Source organism: Sphingomonas sp. PAMC 26605, assembly GCF_000241485.1.
Taxonomy (GTDB): domain Bacteria; phylum Pseudomonadota; class Alphaproteobacteria; order Sphingomonadales; family Sphingomonadaceae; genus Sphingomonas.
Genome location: NZ_JH584241.1, coordinates 2,009,256 through 2,025,740 on the forward strand (window position 1 = coordinate 2,009,256; position 16,485 = coordinate 2,025,740).

Below are 16,485 nucleotides of genomic sequence, written 5' to 3' on the forward strand. Positions count from 1 at the left end.
CCAAATGAAAAGGGGTGCCGCCGGCTGGCGACACCCCGAAACGCGTCAGGCCTGGGCGAGACGGACGGCCGAGACCTTGCCGCGGCGATCCTCTTCGAGCTCGTACGAGACGCGCTGGTCGCGATCGAGCGTCGCCATGCCGGCGGCTTCGACCGCGCTGATATGGACGAACGCATCGCCGCCGCCGCCCTCGGGCGCAATGAAACCGTAACCCTTGTCGGCGTTGAAGAACTTAACGGTGCCGATAGCCATAGTGTATTCCTTAGTGCCGGATCGCCGCGCACCGCGTGCGAAAGCGCCGGAGTGGGGCCGAGATCAAAGACGGATGCGACGTCCGGCCCCGGCCGGCGCATCCGATCATGGTGTCACCCGCGCGCGGTGGGTCCGCAGCGGGCAGGGTGACGAAAGGGAAAGGAGACAGGAACCAAGCGCGCATCCGATGCCACAAGCGGGAGCACGGAAGGTCTCTCAGTCACGCGAAGCTTGAAAGCGGACTCGCGCGATGATCGGTGTCTAGCAGGTTGTTGCGCAGATGTCGCGACCTTTACGCGGCGGGGCGGGCGGGCTAGCCTCACCGCCTCGACCGGAGGGACGTCCGATGCCGTTGTTGATGGCGCTCGCCTTGCAGACCGCCACGCCGCCCGATCCTCTACCCGCACCGCGCGCGAGCGTCGACCTGCCGCCGCGCTGGCATCCCGGCGGATGTTCGAACAGCGAACCGTCGAGCGACATTGTCGTGTGCGGCCAGCGCGACGCCGCCGAACAGTATCGCGTGCAGCCGTTGCCCGAGAAATATGCCGAGGTCGGCGGCCCGGGGATCGGCATCGATCTCGGCAAGGGCGCGCGCGGCAATCTCTATGCGGCGCAGGGGCGGACCAACGACAAGGGCATCATGTTCACGGTGACGATGCCGTTTTAACCGAACCCGTTCGGGGCGGCGCACCGCGGCGCGCTTACGCCGTCTCGATCAACCGCTCGGCCTGCGCGCGCGCCTCGGGGGTGATCGTCGCGCCCGACAGCATCCGCGCGATCTCCTCGCGGCGCTGGTCGATGTCGAGCGCGGTCACGCCGGTGCGCGTTACGATCCCGTCGTGGCGCTTGGCGATCAGCAGGTGCGCACCGCCGCGCGCCGCGACCTGCGGGCTGTGCGTGACGACGAGCAACTGCGTGCCGGTCGCAAGGCGCGCGAGTCGCTCGCCGATCGCGCTGGCGACAGCGCCACCAACGCCGCGGTCGATCTCGTCGAAGATCATCGTCGCGGCCCCGCCCTGCTCGGCGAGCGCGACCTTGAGCGCGAGGATGAAGCGCGACAGCTCGCCGCCCGACGCGATCTTGACGAGCGGCGCGAACGGCGCGCCGGGGTTGGTCGAGATCTCGAACTCGACCCGGTCCTTGCCCGCCGCCGACCACGCCTCGGGCGGGGCGGAGGCGACGACGGTGCGGAAGCGCGCGGCGTCGAGCTTGAGCGGGACGAGCTCGCCCTTCACCGCCGCATCGAGCTGCAGCGCCGCGGCGGTGCGCGCCTTGGTCAGCGCGGCGGCGGCGGTGTCGTACGCGGAGCGCGCCTTGGCGAGCTTCGCCTCGAGCGCGGCGAGCCCTTCCTCGCCCGCCTCGAGCGCGGCGAGCTTGGCCTCGAGCTCGCTCGCCAGATCGGCGAGCTCATCGGGCTGGACGCGGTGCTTGCGCGCCATCGCGCGCAGCTCGAACAGCCGCGTCTCATCCTCCTCGAGGCTGGCGGGGTCGAACCACAAATCGGCCTTCGCCTCGCGCAGCTTCTCCTCGGCGACCGCGCCCTCGATCACCGCGCGGTCGACCGCGGCGAGTGCATCGGCGAGCGCGGCATGGTCGCCGGCGATTCGCTCGAGCACCCGCGCCGCCTGGCGCAGCTGCGACAGCCCGCCGTCCGAGCCTTCGAGCCAATTCTCGATCGCGAGCAGATCCTCGGCGATCTTCTCCGAGCGCTGCATTGTGCGGCGGCGATCGGCGAGCGCTTCCTCCTCGCCGGGTTCGGGCGCGAGCGTGCGGAGTTCGCCGACGGCATGTTCGAGCCATTCGCGGTCGCGCGCCGCGGTGTCGATCGTCGCGCGGGCGGCGGCGAGCGCCGCCTCGGCATCGCGCAGCGCCTTGTAGCTCGCGGCGGTCGACCCGGCGGCGACACGCCCAAATGCGTCGAGCAGCGCGCGGTGGCCGCGTGCGTTGAGCAGCCCGCGATCGTCGTGCTGGCCATGGATCTCGACGAGATAGGGTGCCAATTCGCGAAGCAGTCCGGCGCTGGCGGGCTGGTCGTTGACGAAGGCGCGGCTGCCGCCATCGGCCTTGACGATGCGGCGGATCATCAGCGGTTCGCCCGGATCGAGCTCGAGCCCGTTTTCGCTGAGCAAGCCGACGATCGGCCCGTCAGCCGCGGGCGTGTCGAAGGTCGCGGTGACGATCGCCTGCGCGGACCCCTGCCGTACCAGCCCGGCCTCGCCGCGCGCGCCGAGCGCGAGCCCGAGCGCATCGAGCAGGATCGACTTGCCCGCCCCGGTCTCGCCGGTAAGCACGCCGAGCCCCTGCCCGAACTGCAGGTCGAGCGCTTCGATCAGCACGACGTCGCGAATGGCGAGAGAGATCAGCATGGGGTCGCGCCACCCTTTAGCCGCGTTTACCGCGTTCTGGTATCGTTCTTTTCAGCCATGTCGAGCATGGCTGGCGACCCGTCACGGATTGGGATTGCCCGGATTGGTCGTCGAGCCTCCCGCGACCGGCGAGGCGGCGCTGGTGTCGCGCTTCAGCTCGCCCGTCTTGCCGTGGATCGAATCGGACACCTTGGTGCGATCGGGGACGATCAGTTGGCCCGGCGCGAGCGCGGCGACGGCGACCGGCGGATGCTCCCCGCTGAGCTTGTAGGCGCGCTCGTACCACTGCGTGCCGGGATAATTGGCGCCGAGCACCGCGGCCGACTTGCGCGCCTCGTCGGGCACGCCGAGCGCGAGATAGGTCTCGGTCAGCCGCATCAGCGCCTCGGGCACGTGCGTCGTCGTCTGATAGTCCTCGACCACCTTGCGGAAGCGGCCATTCGCGGCGAGCCATTGACCGCGCACTTCGTAGAAGCGCCCGATCTCCATTTCCTTGCCGGCGAGATGGTCGCGGACGAGATCGACCTTCAGCCGCGCGTCGGCGGCGTAGCGCGTATTGGGATAGCGGCGCATCAGCTCGCCGAGCGAATCGAGCGCCTGCTGGGTGATCTTCTGGTCGCGCGTGACGTCGCTGATCTGCTCGTAATAGCCGAGCGCGACCAGGTAATAGGCATAGGGCGCGTCGCGGTTACCGGGATGGACCGTCAGGAAGCGCTGCGCCGACTGGATCGAGGCGGTGTAGTCATGCGCGAGATAGTAACTGAACGCGCTCATCAGCTGCGCGCGCCGCGCCCACACCGAATAGGGATGCTGGCGCTCGACTTCGTCGAACAAGGCGGCGGCGATCTTGTAGTTGCGCTGGTCGAGCTGTTTGCGCGCCGCGGTATAGAGCGTGCCGACGTCGCGTGCGACATAGGGAATGTCGCCCTTTGTCTTGTTGCGTGCGCACCCCGTGGTGGTGAGCGCGGTCGCGGCGATCAGACCGATCGCAAGGCTGCGGAAGAAGGGCGAGCGGGGCAGGGGGGTGCGCATTGGCGCCAGCCTTAGCGCAACCCCTCACGCGCGAACAATCCTTTTAACGCGCACGGATCGCTTGGACGCAACGATGCGTTCGCGTAGGGAAGCCCCGACAGGAGAATCACCGCCGTGACTGCCACTCTGCTTGCCACCAAACGCGTCGAAAAGCCCTGGGGGCGTCACACCTTGTGGCCCGGCTTCGCCGATCCCGCGCCAGGGGGCGAGAAGATCGGCGAAGTGTGGTTCCAGACGCCGCACGCCGGCGAGCCCGAGCTGCTGATCAAATATCTGTTCACCAGCGAGAAATTGTCGGTGCAGGTGCACCCCGACGACGCCGCTGCACAGGCGGCGGGCTATCCGCGCGGCAAGGACGAGGCCTGGCTGATCCTCGCTGCCGAGCCCGATTCGACGATCGCGATCGGCACGCTCGAGCCGATGACGCACGAGCAACTGCGCGCAGCCTCGCTCGACGGCTCGATCGAGCATCTGCTCGACTGGAAGCCGGTCAAGGCGGGCGAATTCTATTACAACAAGGCCGGCACGATCCACGCGATCGGCGCCGGAATCACGACGATCGAAGTCCAGCAGAACGTCGACCTGACCTATCGCCTGTTCGATTATGGCAGCGACCGCGAGCTGCACCTCGACGCCGGCGTCAAGGTGTCGGACCCGGTGCCGTTCGTTCCGCTGCCGACTCCGCCGTCCGACGGCAAGGATCACCAGATCCTGTCCGAGGGGCCGAAGTTCGTCACCGAGCGCTTCGCCGGCGGACATCGCGTGATCGAGCTGCCCGCCGGGGTTCCCGGCTGGTTCGTGCCCGTTGCCGGCGCGGGTACGGTCGATGGTGTCGCGTTCAAGGCGGGCGAGTGTTTGCTGCTCGATGGCCGCTGCGAGATTTCGGCCGATGCTGGGAGCGACCTGTTGCTCGCTTATCCGGGCGACAAGCGGATCTGACGCGCCTGTCTCCCCTCCCGGTCACGGGAGGGGAGAAGACCTTTACACTCTCGTGCTAGCGATGCGGCCATGCTCCGCGTGCTGACCCTCTCGACCTTGTTTCCCGACGCATCACGGCCCAATTTCGGGGTGTTCGTCGAGCGCCAGACGCTGGGATTAGCGGCGCATCCGGATGTCGATCTGCGACTGGTCGCGCCGATCGGCATGCCACCATGGCCGCTGTCGCGGCATTCGCATTATGCCGGCCTTGCCGCGCTGCCCGGGCGCGAGACGTGGCAGGGGCTGACGACCTACCGCCCGCGATTCACCACGTTGCCGGGGACGGCCGGACGCTTCCACGCGCGCGCGCTCACCCGGCGGTTGATCCCTTTGCTGACCGAAATCCGCCGCGATTTCGCGTTCGATGTGATCGACGCCGAATTCTTCTTTCCCGATGGGCTCGCAGCGGTGGCGCTGGGTCGGCATTTCGGGGTGCCGGTGTCGATCAAAGCGCGCGGCGCCGATATCCACCATTGGGGTACTGCACCGGCGACCGGTGCGCAGGTGGTGGCTGCCGGGCAGGCGGCCGATGGCGCGCTCGCGGTGTCGCACGCGATGCGTGCCGACATGATCGGGCTCGGCATGCCGGCGGATCGAATTCGCGTCCACCATACTGGCGTCGATCTCGACCGCTTCGCGCCGGGCGATCGCGGCGCGGGCAAGGCGCGTTATGGCATCACCGGACCGCTGGTGGTCGCGGTCGGCGCGCTGATCCCGCGCAAGGGGCACGATGTGGTGATCGACGGGGTCGCCGCGCTTCCCGGCACTGCGCTGCTGATCGCGGGCGAGGGGCCTGCGCGGGCCGCGCTCGAGGCGCAGATTGCAGCACGCGGCGTGGCGGAGCGCGTGCGGTTGCTTGGCGCCGTCGCGCACGGCGATCTGCCGAGCCTGTTCGCGGCAGCCGATGTGATGGCGCTGGCCTCTGCATCCGAAGGTCTGGCGAATGCCTGGGTCGAGGCGCTGGCATGCGGTACCCCGATCGTCATCACCGCCGCCGGCGGGGCGGGGGAGGTCATCACCGACGCCGTCTACGGCCGGATCGCGGATCGGACGCCGAGCGCCTTTGCGGCGGCGATCGCCGATCTTCTCGCCGATCCACCCTTACCGGGCGCGGTGCGCGCCGGCGCCGCGCGCTTCACCTGGGCGGCGAACACCGTCGCGCTATACGATCACCTTCGCCGCTTGGTCTCACTGCGCCGCTGAAATAGGCTGCTTGCCCGCCCAGACCCTCGCTTGCGCGTCGCTCAGTTCGACCAGATTGCCCATCGCGACCGGCATGTCGATCAGATGCAGTCCCCATTCCTTGAGCGTCCGCCCACCGACGACGACGTCGCCGACGATCGTCTGCGTGCGTTTGTCGGTCGGCTTGGCGTTGACCGTGACTGCAAGATAGCTGAACTTGCCCGTGGTGGTGCATGCGGTGCTGATCAGGCCGGGCACCTTGACGAACGGCGTCGTCACCGCGGCGCCGTCGCTAGACCACGGCCCCATCGGCGCGCTCGCGAGACCCGCGCCGCGCGCGCCGAGATAGGCGTCGGCCACCGCCGCCCCGCCGCCAAGCGCCGCCGGATTGACGCACGCCGCGACCATGCCGGGCTGCGGCACGATTCCGAAGCGGCTGTTCTCGGGCGGGGGCGAGTCGGCGCGGAAGCTGACATAGCTGACGACGCAGCCGACATCCTTGGCGTTGCGGCACAGCGGCGTCGACTTGAAGTCGCCGCCGACATCCTTGCCCGCCGGCACCGCGACGTTGGTGCCGGGAATGAGCACCGAGATGATCAGCTTCTGCGACGGCGTGCCCTCGATTGCGTCGGCGACGAGTTGCTTGAGGATCCCCGACCCTTGGCTGTGGCCGATCAGGACGACGCCGCGGCCGTGATTGTCATAGGCGAGATATTCGTCCCACGCCGCCTTCACGTCGCGATAGGCCATCGCACGGTCGGCGACCACCGGCTTGCCCTGGAGCAGCGCCTGCAGCGCGGTGAGCGTCACCTGGCGATAAAGCGGCGCGAACACCCGGCAATACTTGGCGAAGCGCCCGGCCTGGAAGGCGGCGACGGCGTTTTCCTCGGGGCCTGCGGTCATGTCGCTATTGGGCGTCGGGTCGAGCGACACCGTTGGATAGACATAGAAGCAATCGAACTTCGGGTCGGGTGTCGCCGAGAATTTCTCGGTGCTCCGCGAGCCGTCGGACTTGATGATCGTCGCGTCCTGATCGGCGTCACAGGCATCGACCTTGCCAGGCCGGCACAGCCAGTTTTCAGGCTTGCCGTAATCGGGCGAGGCAGCAGGCGACGGGGTCTGCGCCGTGGCAGCGGCCGGCGCGAGCAGCAGACCTACGCCCAGCAAAATCCGTTTCATATCCCGTCTCCCCCAATATGTTTGACGGGGAGAATAGCGCTGCGGCGCCGGCCTTCAAAGGGGATACAGCGCGCCCACGACCCAGCGCGTCTCACCGCGCAGTACCGCCCAGGCGCGCGCCGCCGCGCGGCTGTCCATCGCCTCGACCCCGATGCCGAGCGCCTCGCACGCCTTGACGAAGCTCGGCGGCGGCCGCTGCATCGTCGCGCCGGTGCCGAGCAGCAGGAATTCGGGACGCGGCTCGATCGCGAGCAGCGGGCCGAGCGCTTCGAGCGTCAGCGTTTCGATCGGCGGCGGCGCCCATTCCTCCGACCCGTCGGGCCAGATCAACAAGGCGCGATAGACCCCGACGAACTCGCCCGCCTCGACCTTGAAACCACCGCGCGAAAACGCCGTGATCACCGGCCCGACGCCGCGCTCGCGCTCGACCTGCATCAGCGCGCCTTGGACTTTCCGGCAGTCGCGGCGGGGACGTCCTCGAGTTTGGGATCGGGGCGCAGGCCGAGCGTTATCAGCAGCGACGACGACACGTAGATCGACGAATAGGTGCCGACGAAGATGCCGAGGATCATCGCCGCGGTGAAGCCGCGCAGCACGTGGCCGCCAAAGATCAGCAGCGCGAACAGCGCCAGCAGGATCGTCAGCGAGGTCATCACGGTGCGCGGCAGCGTCTCGTTGACCGAGAGATCGACGATGCTCGACATGTCCATCTTGCGATAGCGGCGCATGTTCTCGCGGATGCGGTCGTCGATGACGATCTTGTCGTTGATCGAATAGCCGATGATCGTGAGCACCGCCGCGACGATGTTGAGGTCGAATTCGAACTGCGTCAGCGCGAAGAAGCCGAGCGTCATCAGCACGTCGTGGACGATCGCGACGACGGTCGAGACGCCGAACTGCCATTCGAAGCGGAAGATCGCGAACAGGCCGATCCCGAGCACGGCGAGCACGACGGCGAGGATGCCGTTCCAGATCAGCTCCCCCGACACCTTGCCGCCGACCGCATCCTGCTTGGAGAATTTGGCGTCGGGGAAATCCTTGACCACCGCGGCCTGGACCATGGCGACGACGCGATCGGTCGCGCCCTTGTCCTGGCTCTTGGGTGGCGGCAGCTTGATCGAAACGATCTTTCCGTCATTGCCCACGGTCTGAAGGCGGACTTCGCCGAGGTTGAGCCGATCGATCGTCGTGCGCAGCTTGTCGGTCGACGGCGGCGTCGAGAATTTCTCTTCGATCATCAGGCCGCCCCGGAAATCGACGCCGAGGTTCAGCCCCTTTGCAAAAACGAGGCCGATCGCGGCGAGCGACAGCAGCATTGTCAGCCCGAACGCCCATTTGCGGAGCGACACGAACGGCAGGTTGGTATTGTCGGGAACGAGTTTCAGCAGGCGCATAAGGACCTCGTCGCCCCGGCGAAAGCCGGGGCCGCTGTGGGGCGGGTGTTGCGCGAACAACATGGCGGCCCCGGCCTGCGCCGGGGTGACGGAAGAGCGGTCATATGTGGATCTCGGTCGGGCGATTCTTGCGAATCCACAACACGACCAGCATCCGCGTGAAGGTCACCGAGGTGAACACCGAGGTGACGATGCCGATCAGCAGCACGACCGCGAAGCCCTTCACCGGGCCGGAGCCGAGCATCAGCATGATGAGGCCCGAAATGGCATGGGTCGCGTTGGCCTCGAAGATCGTGCGGCTCGCTTCCTTGTAGCCAAGCTCGACCGACTGGATCACGCTGCGACCACGGCGGCGTTCCTCGCGGATGCGCTCGTTGATCAGCACGTTCGCATCGACCGCCGTGCCGATCGTCAGCACGAAGCCCGCGATCCCCGGCAGCGTCAGCGTGCCGTTGAGCAAGGCGAGCATCCCCATGATGACGATCACGTTGATGACCACGGCATAGTCGGCATAGAAACCGAAGCGGCCATAGGTTGCGATCATGAACAGGATGACGAGCACGACCGCGATCGCCGAGGCGAGGATGCCGGCGTGGATCGAGTCTGCACCGAGATCGGCACCGACGCTGCGCTCTTCGACGACCTTCAGGCTGACCGGAAGCTTGCCCGAACTCAGCGCGATCGCGAGGTTGTTGGCCGATTCGACGGTGAACGAGCCTTCGATATAGCCCGACCCGCCGAGGATCGGCGTGTTGATGCGCGGCGCGGAAATCACCTTGTCGTCGACGATCACCGCGAAGCGCTTGCCGGTCTGTTCCTGCGTGATTCGCGCGAACTTCTTGCCACCTTCGCTGTTGAAGCCGAAATTGACGATCGGCTCGTTGCTGTCCTGCTTGAAGCCCTGGCTCGCGGTGAGCAACTGGTCGCCGGTCAGGATCGCCTGACGCTTGACGAGGATCTGCGCACCCGGGCCGGCTTCTGCGTAGGGCAGGACCTGGCTGCCCGCAGGCACGATGCCGCCGGGAACATATGGCGTATCGTCGACCATCTTGAATTCGAGCTTCGCGGTCTTGCCGAGCAATTCGCGGAGCGCCTTTGGATCCTTCAGGTTCGGGACCTGCACGACGATGCGGTCGTTCCCCTGGCGGACGATCGTCGGCTCCTTGGTGCCGAGCTTGTCGATGCGCGCGCGCACCACGTCGGTCGCGGTCGCCATCGCCGTGTTGATCGCCGCGGTGATGCCCGCCTGGGTCGGCGTCATCACGACGCGCGACGAATCGACCACTTGCAGGTCCCAGTCGCGCTGGCCGGTATAGCCGACGCCGCCGGTCAGCTTGTTGAGCCGCTCGCGCGCCGCATCGAGCTGCGTCACGTCGCGCAGCAGGAAGCTCAATTTGCCGCCGTCGGTCGCAATGTCGCCGATCGAGATCGGCGGGCCCTTGGCCATTTCGGTGACGATCTGCTCGCGCATCGCCTCGAGCCGGCTCTTGACCAGCTCGTCGGTGTCGGCCTCGATCAGCATGTAGCTGCCGCCGACCAGATCGAGCCCGAGGTTTACTTTGGGATGCGGAAAGCCGCCCCATTTCGACGTGACCGAATCGGGCAGGAAACTTGGGATCGCCAGCGCCATCAGGCAGGCGAGGAATCCGAGGATCGAAACGACCTTCCAGCGCGGGAAATCGAGCATCGGATCAGTCGTTCGCGGGCTTGGAGCCGAGCGGCGTCACGTCGGCGAGCGTCGACTTGACGACGCGGATCTTGATCGACGGGGCGATCTCGACCTCGACCGTGGCGTCCTCGACCTTGGTCACCTTGCCGAGCACGCCGCCCGCGGTGACGACCGAATCGCCCTTCTTGACCGCGCCGATCGTCGCGGCCTGGTCGCGCGCGCGCTTCTGCTGCGGGCGTAGGATCAGGAAGTAGAAGACGACGAAGACGAGCAGCAACGGCGCGAACTGGATAATCATCGCGAGGAAACCATCGGGGCCGGCGGCGGCGCCTGCGGTCTGGGCAAAGGCTGGGGTGGCGAACATGGGCTACCTTGGTAAGACTGGACCCGCCTGCTGTGCGGCATACGGGATCGCGCACTCTTTCGGGCACGCTACAAGCTCGGCGCGCTATCAGGTACGATGCTTTGGCGCAACGCTCTCGCGAGCGCGACTGTTACGCGCAGCCCGAAGCGCGCGCCGCAGCAGTCGATGTACCCGGTGCTACGCGACGGGTTGATCGGCGGGCGAAAGACCGTACCATCCCGGTCCTTCCTGTTGCGTAGCGAAGGCCTTGATGAAGCATCGCATAGTGTCAGCCCTGCTGTTGCTCGCCACTCCCGGCATCGCCTGCGCCGAGAGCGGTCGCGAGACGCTGATCCAGACCGCGTTCGTCGTCCGCGACCGCGACGCCGCGCTGGCGCAACTCGCGAGCGTCGAAACGGCGTCGGCGGCCGCGCTGGCCAAGGCGCCCGGCGACAGCGAAGCGGCATTGTCGCGCGCGATGGCGACGAGCTATCGCGCCAAGCTGATGCACAGTCGCAGTGACGCATTGTCCGCCAAGGTGCAGTTCGAAGCCCTGGTCGCGAAGAACCCGCGCGATGCCGAAGCGCTGGCGGCGCTCGGCGCGTGGCATCTGAGCGCGGTCAAGGCGCTCGGAGCGCTGGTCGCGCGCGGGGGTCTCGGTGCCCGCAAGGCCGCCGGGCTCGAGGCAATCGACCGCGCGCTCGCCGCGGGCGGCGACCGCGCGCTGTTCCCTGGGATTGCCGGCCTGCTGCGGCTGGCGATCGACCCGACCGACCCGCGCGGCGCGGCGCTGATCGCGCAGGCAGCGCACGCATCGACTCAGACGACGGTCGATCGTCTGGTGCAGCGCCGCGCGGCGCAGCTCGAACTGGTGCTCAAGGGCGGCAATGCGAAGCTGATCCAGGCGCTCGCCAATCGCCTGTTGCCGCTCGGGCAGTTCGGCTGAGATCGCAGCGCGCGCCGAAGTCGCTTGCATCGAAACGCATGTCGGCTTAGACGCGCCCCCCTCGGTCGGGGCGTAGCGCAGCCTGGTAGCGCATCACACTGGGGGTGTGGGGGTCGCAGGTTCGAATCCTGTCGCCCCGACCAGAGACTTCTCCCTCACGCTCATGCCAGCTGCTCGCGAGGACAGCTCGCGCGTAAGGACCGATCCCATGACGCCGCTCCCAGCCGCCATGCAGCTCGCCGAGCGCACCGGATTGCCCGACGACATCGCCTATCTGCGCGCCGCGTATCCGGCGCCGCAATGGCGCGCGCATCGCAATTATGGGGATCTCACGGCCTTCTGGCTGCAAGTCCACGCCAGCCTGCGCTCCGAGGCGCAGCGTGTCGCGCAGACCACGCGTGCCTTCCGTGAGGGCGGGGGGCGGATCGGGCGCGAGGCGTTCCAACGCACGTTCGTCCCTGGCTTCAACCATTTCCTCCAGCATCTGACCGCGCATCACGGAATCGAGGATCAGGCCTATTTCCCGAAATTTCGCGCGCTCGATCCGCGGATGTCGGCCGCGTTCGACGTGCTCGAGAGCGATCACCGGATGATCCATGCCAGCCTCGAGGCGACGCTCGATGATGCCCGCGCGTTGCTCGGCGCGCTGGGCGAACCCGGGGATCCGCGCGCGGCACTCGACCGCTATGCCGATACGAGCGAGCGCCTGTTCGCTCTGCTCGGCCAGCATCTCGCCGATGAAGAAGAGATTGTCATCCCCGCGATGCTCGAACATGGCGAACGCAGCGTCAGCTGATCGCGCTCGCTAGGATTTCGTTAACCCGCGCAGCGCTAGCGTTGGGCATGACGACGCTTACCTTGTCGGATAGTCCGAGTGCTCACCTCGAGGAAGCCCGCCGCCTGGCGGTGCTCGATGGCCTCGATATCCTCGATACGCCGCCCGAGGCGGAATTCGACACGATCATCGCCTGCGCGCAGCGGCTGCTCGGTACCAAGATCGCCTTATTGTCCCTGGTCGGCGAGGACCGCCAATGGTTCAAGGCGAAACACGGGATCGGGCCGCGTGAAACGCCGCGGCCGCAATCCTTCTGCGCGCACGCCATCCGCGGCGATGGCCTGTTCGTCGTCCCCGATGCGACACGCGATGCGCGGTTCGCCGACAATCCGCTGGTGCGCGGCGGACCGCAGATCCGGTTCTACGCCGGCGTCCCGATCCACGCCGCCGACCCGGCGCGGCCCGAGTGCGCCTATGCGATGGGGACGGTGTGCGTCATCGACGATCATCCGCGCACGCTCAGCCCCGACGAAGCGGCGCTGCTCGCCGATCTCGGACGGCTCGCCGAATCGCTGCTCAGCGCGCGCACCGCCGCGCGGCGCGCGTCCAGCCTCGCGCAGGAACGCGGCGCGACGTTGCAGCGGCTCGACATCACGCACCGGCAGTTCCGCCAGGCCGAACGGATGGCCGATATCGGATCGTGGCGGCTGACGCTGGGCGACAATCGCACCGAATGGTCGGATCAGCTCTATGCGATCCATGGGATGGCGCAGGATGCTGCACCCGAGCTCGACGAAGCGCTCAGTTTCTATCCGCCCGAAGCGCGAACCCGGGTGACCGACGCGCTGGCGCGGACGATCGAGAGCGGCGATCCCTTTTCGATCGAGACCGATCTCGTCACCGCGCAAGGGGTGGTGCGGCGGATCCGCTCGATGGGCGAGCTCGAGCGGCGCGACGGCAAGGCCGTCGCGGTGATCGGCGTGATGCAGGACATCACCGCCTGGCACCGCATGGAGCAGCAATTGCAGCGCCAGGCGCGCCGCGACGATCTGACCGGGCTGGCCAACCGTGCCTATTTCAACGAAGTGCTCGACGCAGCGCTCGCCACGGCGCGGCGCGACGGCAGCGCGCTCGCGCTGGCGCTGATCGATCTCGACCATTTCAAGGCGGTCAACGACACGCAGGGGCACCTCGTCGGCGACGCGGTGCTGCGCACGATGGCCGCGCGGCTCGGCGCCGACTATCTCGCGGGGACCTTCGCGGCGCGGCTCGGCGGGGACGAGTTCGTCCTGCTGATCCCGCACGACGCGGGCGCGCGCGATCTGGACGGGCTGCTCGCGCGGCTGTCGGGCGACCTGCAGCGCCTCGCCAGCTTCGAAGATGCGGCGCTGGTGGTGTCGGCGACGATCGGCGCCGCCTGGCTCGACGAGACGGTCGACGATCGCAGCGATCTGCTCCACCGTGCCGATCTCGCTTTATACGAAGCGAAGCGCGCCGGGCGTGGCACGATCCAGCTGTACCGGCATCGTGCGGCCCGACGCGCGGGGTAGCCATTGTGCGGGGTGTTTGCGATGCGCTATCGGCTGCGCTGCGGTCGTGCCACGCATGACGCTGCGACGGGGCATCGGCGCGCCGGTGCTGGAGGCTGCGATGACCATCGATGATGAGGGCGCGCGGCTTGGACGGATCCACTGAGCCATGGCGAAGAAGCGCTTTCTGACGGCCACGCTGCCCGACGGCTATGTCAAGACGATCGGGCCAACCGCTACCGCCTTCACGCATTATTGGCGGATCGTCGCGGTGCTCGCCAATGGCAAGAGCGAGGTGTTCTGGGGACACACGAAATCGCTGGCCGAAGCCAAGCGCAAGAAATCGGCGCTCGCCGAGGCCGCCGCGCAACGTGGCTGGACGCGGCATGTCTTCGAGATTGTCGAACTGGTCGAGACGCAGCCTTAGCGTCGCCGTCCCGACGGTCGCCGCCCACGCTGGGCTGGGGCGCCGTTCCGGACAAAGCAGCGGGAGCGCCCGCTCGGGCGCTCCCGTCGTCGATCAGAAGTTCACTCCTACATAGGCCAGCACGGTCGAGCCGCGGCCGAAGCGCGAGGCATAGCCGTGGCGATACAGGCCGCCGACCGTGTTGTTGGTGATGTCGGTGTCGAGATAGGTCACGCCAACCTTGAACGGACCGCCGACCGCCTCGGCGGTGGCCGACCAGTCGAGATAGTTGCGGTCGTTCGGGTTGAGATTGGCAAGACCGAGCGACCCGTCGGTGTATCCGACATGGCCCTTGAGCGTGACCGGCGTCTTGGGCACCGCGACCGAGGCTTCGCCATAGACGTAGATATTGTCGTCTTTGTTATTCTTGGTGAAGTCGAGGCCCTTCTGGCCGCCCCACGCATAGTTGCCGCCGACCTTGGTCGAGACCGGCCCGATCGTATAGCTGAGCGAAGCGTAGGGTTCGAAGAAGTCGGTATTGGGCGTGATCGCCTTGTCGTGGCTCGGATAGTAATAATAGAGCAGGCCGGCATCGACCGTCAGGCCGTTGAAGGTCTTGGTATAGCCGCCGTACAGATCGACCTCGGCATCGCCATAGCCGGTGAGCAACGGCGTCTTGCCGCTGCCGTCGATCGTCGAGGCCCAGGTGCCGATATAGAAGCCGACCGAGCTGTTGATGTTGATCGTGCCCTGAACGGCGCCTTCGCCATTGGTCTGGGTCAGGCCACGGAAGCGATAGTCGCTGATCAGCGTTGCGCCGCCGGTGATCTTGAACGGCTTGTCGGGCGCGGCGGGCGCAGCGGCGGGCGCGTCCTTGGCGTCGGGCGTGGTGGTGGTCGGGACGTCCTGCGCGAAGGCGGGCGTGGCGGAGGCGGCGAGCAAGAGCGCGCCGAGCGTAGTCGTGGAGAAGCGCATCGTTTCCCTTTCGAAAATGCGACTGTCCCCGCCTGCTTTGCCGGTGCGGCGTCTGTCGGAGGCGCAAGACCTCCCGCGCTGCTAAAGCGGCAAGGTCTTTCATTGCCGAGCTACGCCGCAGCGCACAACTTAATTTTAACGGCGCGCGGCGGATAGCGGGGGATTGTGACTGTTGCGCAACACTGCCGTGTCAAATCATTGCTGCGCAAAGCGGGCCAAGCCGGCGGCGAGATCGACGATCAGGTCGGCGGGGTCTTCGAGCCCGATCTGCAGCCGGACGATCAGCCCGGCGTCGTTTCGCCGCGTCACGCTGCGATGCCGCTGCGGATCGACCGGGAGCGCAAGGCTCTCGAACCCGCCCCAGCTATAGCCGATCCCGAAATGGTCGAGCCCGTCGATCAGCCGCGCGCGCGCGGCTTCGCCCCCGCCGTTGAGGACGAACGAGAAGAGGCCGGACGAGCCAATGAAGTCGCGGCGGAAAACGTCGTGGCCGGGGCAACTCGGCAGGGCAGGGTGGAGCACAGTGGCCACCTCGGGCTGCGCAGCGAGCCAGTGCGCGATTTCCAACGCACTCGCCTGATGCTGCCTGAGCCGGATCGCCATCGTACGCAGCCCGCGGCTGGCGAGCCAACTGTCGTCGGGGCTGGCGATCTGGCCGAGCTGGAAGCTGGTGTCGCGCAGTCGGGCGAAATGCCCCGGCGCGGCGGTGACCGAGCCGAGCATCACGTCGCTATGGCCGACGATATATTTGGTGCAGGCGAGGATCGTCAGATCGACACCGTGCGCGATCGCCGGGAAGAAGAGCGGCGTCGCCCAGGTGTTGTCGAGCAGCGTGGTAACACCGCGCGCCTTGGCGACCGCGACGATCGCGGGGACGTCCTGCACTTCGAAGGTCAGGCTGCCGGGGCTCTCGAGCAGGATCGCGCGCGTGGCGCCGGTGATCAGCGCGGCAATGCCCGCGCCGACCATCGGATCGTAGAAGCGCGTCTTGACCCCCATCCGCTTGAGCAGGCCCATGCCCATCGCGCGGGTCGGGTCATAGGCCGAGTCGGGGATGAGGAGCTCGTCGCCTGGCGACAGTACCGAGAGCAAGGCCGCCGCGATCGCCGCCACGCCCGAGGGATAGAGGAAGGTCCCCTCGGCACCGGGCTCGAGCTCGGTCAGCGCATCGGCGAGGCTCCACTGCGTCGGCGTGCCCTTGCGACCGTAGAACAGCCGGTGATGCGTGTCGCGCCCGCCGGCTTCGCGCAGCTCGGCGACCGAATCGTAGAGGATCGTCGAGGCGCGCCAGACGGGTGTGTTGACGATCCCCTGCGTCCATTCCTTGCGCCGGCCAGCGCCAACGACGCGGGTCGAATCGCCCTTGGGGGTATCGGTCTTATTCATGGCGCGGCTTCCTGCAATGCCGGCCTTGCAAAGCGGGAGCGCAGTCAGAAGGCAAGCGCGGAATCCTTAAGCC

At 67.4% G+C, this 16,485-nt stretch carries 17 protein-coding genes and 1 tRNA gene; 8 read left to right on the forward strand and 10 right to left on the reverse strand.

All coding sequences use genetic code 11. The features are described 5' to 3' along the window. Nucleotides 1–45: 45 nt before the first annotated feature. The gene (locus RH90_RS09375) at nucleotides 46–252 is read right to left on the reverse strand and encodes a cold-shock protein (protein WP_010185321.1); all 207 of its coding nucleotides are present in this window, start codon (nucleotides 250–252) and stop codon (nucleotides 46–48) included. A gap of 346 nt (nucleotides 253–598) precedes the next feature. On the opposite strand from RH90_RS09375, the gene RH90_RS09380 reads away from it, so the two are divergent. After that, on the forward strand, nucleotides 599–919 hold the full coding sequence (locus RH90_RS09380; protein ID WP_010185322.1) for a hypothetical protein: 321 nt from the start codon (nucleotides 599–601) through the stop codon (nucleotides 917–919). A 34-nt stretch (nucleotides 920–953) separates the two neighbouring features. Here the strand turns inward: RH90_RS09380 and recN are convergent, their stop codons facing one another. Together recN and RH90_RS09390 are read right to left on the reverse strand one after the other, a co-directional pair. Beyond that, a complete protein-coding gene (gene recN / locus RH90_RS09385) occupies nucleotides 954–2,618 on the reverse strand; it encodes a DNA repair protein RecN (RefSeq protein ID WP_010185323.1) in 1,665 nt (554 codons plus the stop codon). A gap of 81 nt (nucleotides 2,619–2,699) precedes the next feature. Next, on the reverse strand, nucleotides 2,700–3,650 hold the full coding sequence (locus RH90_RS09390) for an outer membrane protein assembly factor BamD (RefSeq protein ID WP_010185324.1): 951 nt from the start codon (nucleotides 3,648–3,650) through the stop codon (nucleotides 2,700–2,702). A 114-nt stretch (nucleotides 3,651–3,764) separates the two neighbouring features. Between RH90_RS09390 and RH90_RS09395 the strand changes: the two genes are divergently transcribed. Continuing rightward, the gene (locus RH90_RS09395) at nucleotides 3,765–4,589 is read left to right on the forward strand and encodes a class I mannose-6-phosphate isomerase (protein ID WP_010185325.1); all 825 of its coding nucleotides are present in this window, start codon (nucleotides 3,765–3,767) and stop codon (nucleotides 4,587–4,589) included. A 69-nt stretch (nucleotides 4,590–4,658) separates the two neighbouring features. Next, nucleotides 4,659–5,831 (forward strand): glycosyltransferase, encoded by a 1,173-nt coding sequence (locus RH90_RS09400; protein WP_010185326.1) that lies wholly within the window; start codon nucleotides 4,659–4,661, stop codon nucleotides 5,829–5,831. Here RH90_RS09400 and RH90_RS09405 read toward each other — a convergent pair. From RH90_RS09405 to yajC, 5 genes are all read right to left on the reverse strand, one after another. Then, on the reverse strand, nucleotides 5,817–6,989 hold the full coding sequence (locus RH90_RS09405) for a DUF3089 domain-containing protein (RefSeq protein ID WP_010185327.1): 1,173 nt from the start codon (nucleotides 6,987–6,989) through the stop codon (nucleotides 5,817–5,819). The two genes, RH90_RS09400 and RH90_RS09405, sit on opposite strands and share 15 nt — an antisense overlap. A gap of 54 nt (nucleotides 6,990–7,043) precedes the next feature. Then, a complete protein-coding gene (locus RH90_RS09410) occupies nucleotides 7,044–7,424 on the reverse strand; it encodes an Mth938-like domain-containing protein (RefSeq protein ID WP_010185328.1) in 381 nt (126 codons plus the stop codon). After that, complete coding sequence (gene secF, locus RH90_RS09415) at nucleotides 7,424–8,383, reverse strand: protein translocase subunit SecF (protein WP_010185329.1); 960 nt, start codon at nucleotides 8,381–8,383, stop codon at nucleotides 7,424–7,426. The genes RH90_RS09410 and secF overlap by 1 nt, the downstream gene beginning before the upstream one ends. 100 nt (nucleotides 8,384–8,483) lie before the next feature. Beyond that, nucleotides 8,484–10,070 carry a protein translocase subunit SecD gene (secD, locus tag RH90_RS09420; protein ID WP_010185330.1) on the reverse strand — a complete coding sequence of 529 codons (1,587 nt, stop codon included), beginning with the start codon at nucleotides 10,068–10,070 and terminating at the stop codon, nucleotides 8,484–8,486. 4 nt (nucleotides 10,071–10,074) lie between these two features. Then, nucleotides 10,075–10,416 (reverse strand): preprotein translocase subunit YajC, encoded by a 342-nt coding sequence (gene yajC / locus RH90_RS09425; protein ID WP_010185331.1) that lies wholly within the window; start codon nucleotides 10,414–10,416, stop codon nucleotides 10,075–10,077. Between the two features lie 250 nt (nucleotides 10,417–10,666). Between yajC and RH90_RS09430 the strand changes: the two genes are divergently transcribed. The 5 genes from RH90_RS09430 to RH90_RS09450 all read left to right on the forward strand — a co-directional run bounded on the left by RH90_RS09430 (nucleotide 10,667) and on the right by RH90_RS09450 (nucleotide 14,072). Further along, complete coding sequence (locus RH90_RS09430) at nucleotides 10,667–11,341, forward strand: hypothetical protein (protein WP_010185332.1); 675 nt, start codon at nucleotides 10,667–10,669, stop codon at nucleotides 11,339–11,341. 66 nt (nucleotides 11,342–11,407) lie between these two features. Beyond that, a tRNA-Pro gene (locus RH90_RS09435) sits at nucleotides 11,408–11,484 on the forward strand. 65 nt (nucleotides 11,485–11,549) lie between these two features. Then, on the forward strand, nucleotides 11,550–12,137 hold the full coding sequence (locus RH90_RS09440) for a hemerythrin domain-containing protein (RefSeq protein ID WP_010185333.1): 588 nt from the start codon (nucleotides 11,550–11,552) through the stop codon (nucleotides 12,135–12,137). A gap of 47 nt (nucleotides 12,138–12,184) precedes the next feature. Then, nucleotides 12,185–13,666, forward strand: coding sequence for a diguanylate cyclase domain-containing protein (locus RH90_RS09445; RefSeq protein WP_037492716.1), 1,482 nt, complete (start codon nucleotides 12,185–12,187; stop codon nucleotides 13,664–13,666). 148 nt (nucleotides 13,667–13,814) lie between these two features. Beyond that, nucleotides 13,815–14,072, forward strand: coding sequence for a hypothetical protein (locus RH90_RS09450; RefSeq protein WP_010185335.1), 258 nt, complete (start codon nucleotides 13,815–13,817; stop codon nucleotides 14,070–14,072). Between the two features lie 93 nt (nucleotides 14,073–14,165). Here RH90_RS09450 and RH90_RS09455 read toward each other — a convergent pair whose 3' ends face one another. After that, nucleotides 14,166–15,026: a TorF family putative porin gene (locus tag RH90_RS09455; protein ID WP_010185337.1), complete on the reverse strand. Its 861-nt coding sequence runs from the start codon at nucleotides 15,024–15,026 to the stop codon at nucleotides 14,166–14,168. A 195-nt stretch (nucleotides 15,027–15,221) separates the two neighbouring features. Next, nucleotides 15,222–16,412 (reverse strand): cystathionine beta-lyase, encoded by a 1,191-nt coding sequence (gene metC, locus RH90_RS09460; RefSeq protein ID WP_010185339.1) that lies wholly within the window; start codon nucleotides 16,410–16,412, stop codon nucleotides 15,222–15,224. Between the last annotated feature and the right edge of the window lie 73 nt (nucleotides 16,413–16,485).

Coding starts and splice junctions, on each gene's coding strand:
- RH90_RS09375 (WP_010185321.1), bottom strand. CDS start 252: ATGGCTATCGGCACCGTTAAGTTCTTCAACGCCGACAAGGGTTACGGT.
- RH90_RS09380 (WP_010185322.1), top strand. CDS start 599: ATGCCGTTGTTGATGGCGCTCGCCTTGCAGACCGCCACGCCGCCCGAT.
- recN (WP_010185323.1), bottom strand. CDS start 2,618: ATGCTGATCTCTCTCGCCATTCGCGACGTCGTGCTGATCGAAGCGCTC.
- RH90_RS09390 (WP_010185324.1), bottom strand. CDS start 3,650: ATGCGCACCCCCCTGCCCCGCTCGCCCTTCTTCCGCAGCCTTGCGATC.
- RH90_RS09400 (WP_010185326.1), top strand. CDS start 4,659: ATGCTCCGCGTGCTGACCCTCTCGACCTTGTTTCCCGACGCATCACGG.
- RH90_RS09405 (WP_010185327.1), bottom strand. CDS start 6,989: ATGAAACGGATTTTGCTGGGCGTAGGTCTGCTGCTCGCGCCGGCCGCT.
- RH90_RS09410 (WP_010185328.1), bottom strand. CDS start 7,424: ATGCAGGTCGAGCGCGAGCGCGGCGTCGGGCCGGTGATCACGGCGTTT.
- secF (WP_010185329.1), bottom strand. CDS start 8,383: ATGCGCCTGCTGAAACTCGTTCCCGACAATACCAACCTGCCGTTCGTG.
- secD (WP_010185330.1), bottom strand. CDS start 10,070: ATGCTCGATTTCCCGCGCTGGAAGGTCGTTTCGATCCTCGGATTCCTC.
- yajC (WP_010185331.1), bottom strand. CDS start 10,416: ATGTTCGCCACCCCAGCCTTTGCCCAGACCGCAGGCGCCGCCGCCGGC.
- RH90_RS09430 (WP_010185332.1), top strand. CDS start 10,667: ATGAAGCATCGCATAGTGTCAGCCCTGCTGTTGCTCGCCACTCCCGGC.
- RH90_RS09440 (WP_010185333.1), top strand. CDS start 11,550: ATGACGCCGCTCCCAGCCGCCATGCAGCTCGCCGAGCGCACCGGATTG.
- RH90_RS09445 (WP_037492716.1), top strand. CDS start 12,185: ATGACGACGCTTACCTTGTCGGATAGTCCGAGTGCTCACCTCGAGGAA.
- RH90_RS09450 (WP_010185335.1), top strand. CDS start 13,815: ATGGCGAAGAAGCGCTTTCTGACGGCCACGCTGCCCGACGGCTATGTC.
- RH90_RS09455 (WP_010185337.1), bottom strand. CDS start 15,026: ATGCGCTTCTCCACGACTACGCTCGGCGCGCTCTTGCTCGCCGCCTCC.
- metC (WP_010185339.1), bottom strand. CDS start 16,412: ATGAATAAGACCGATACCCCCAAGGGCGATTCGACCCGCGTCGTTGGC.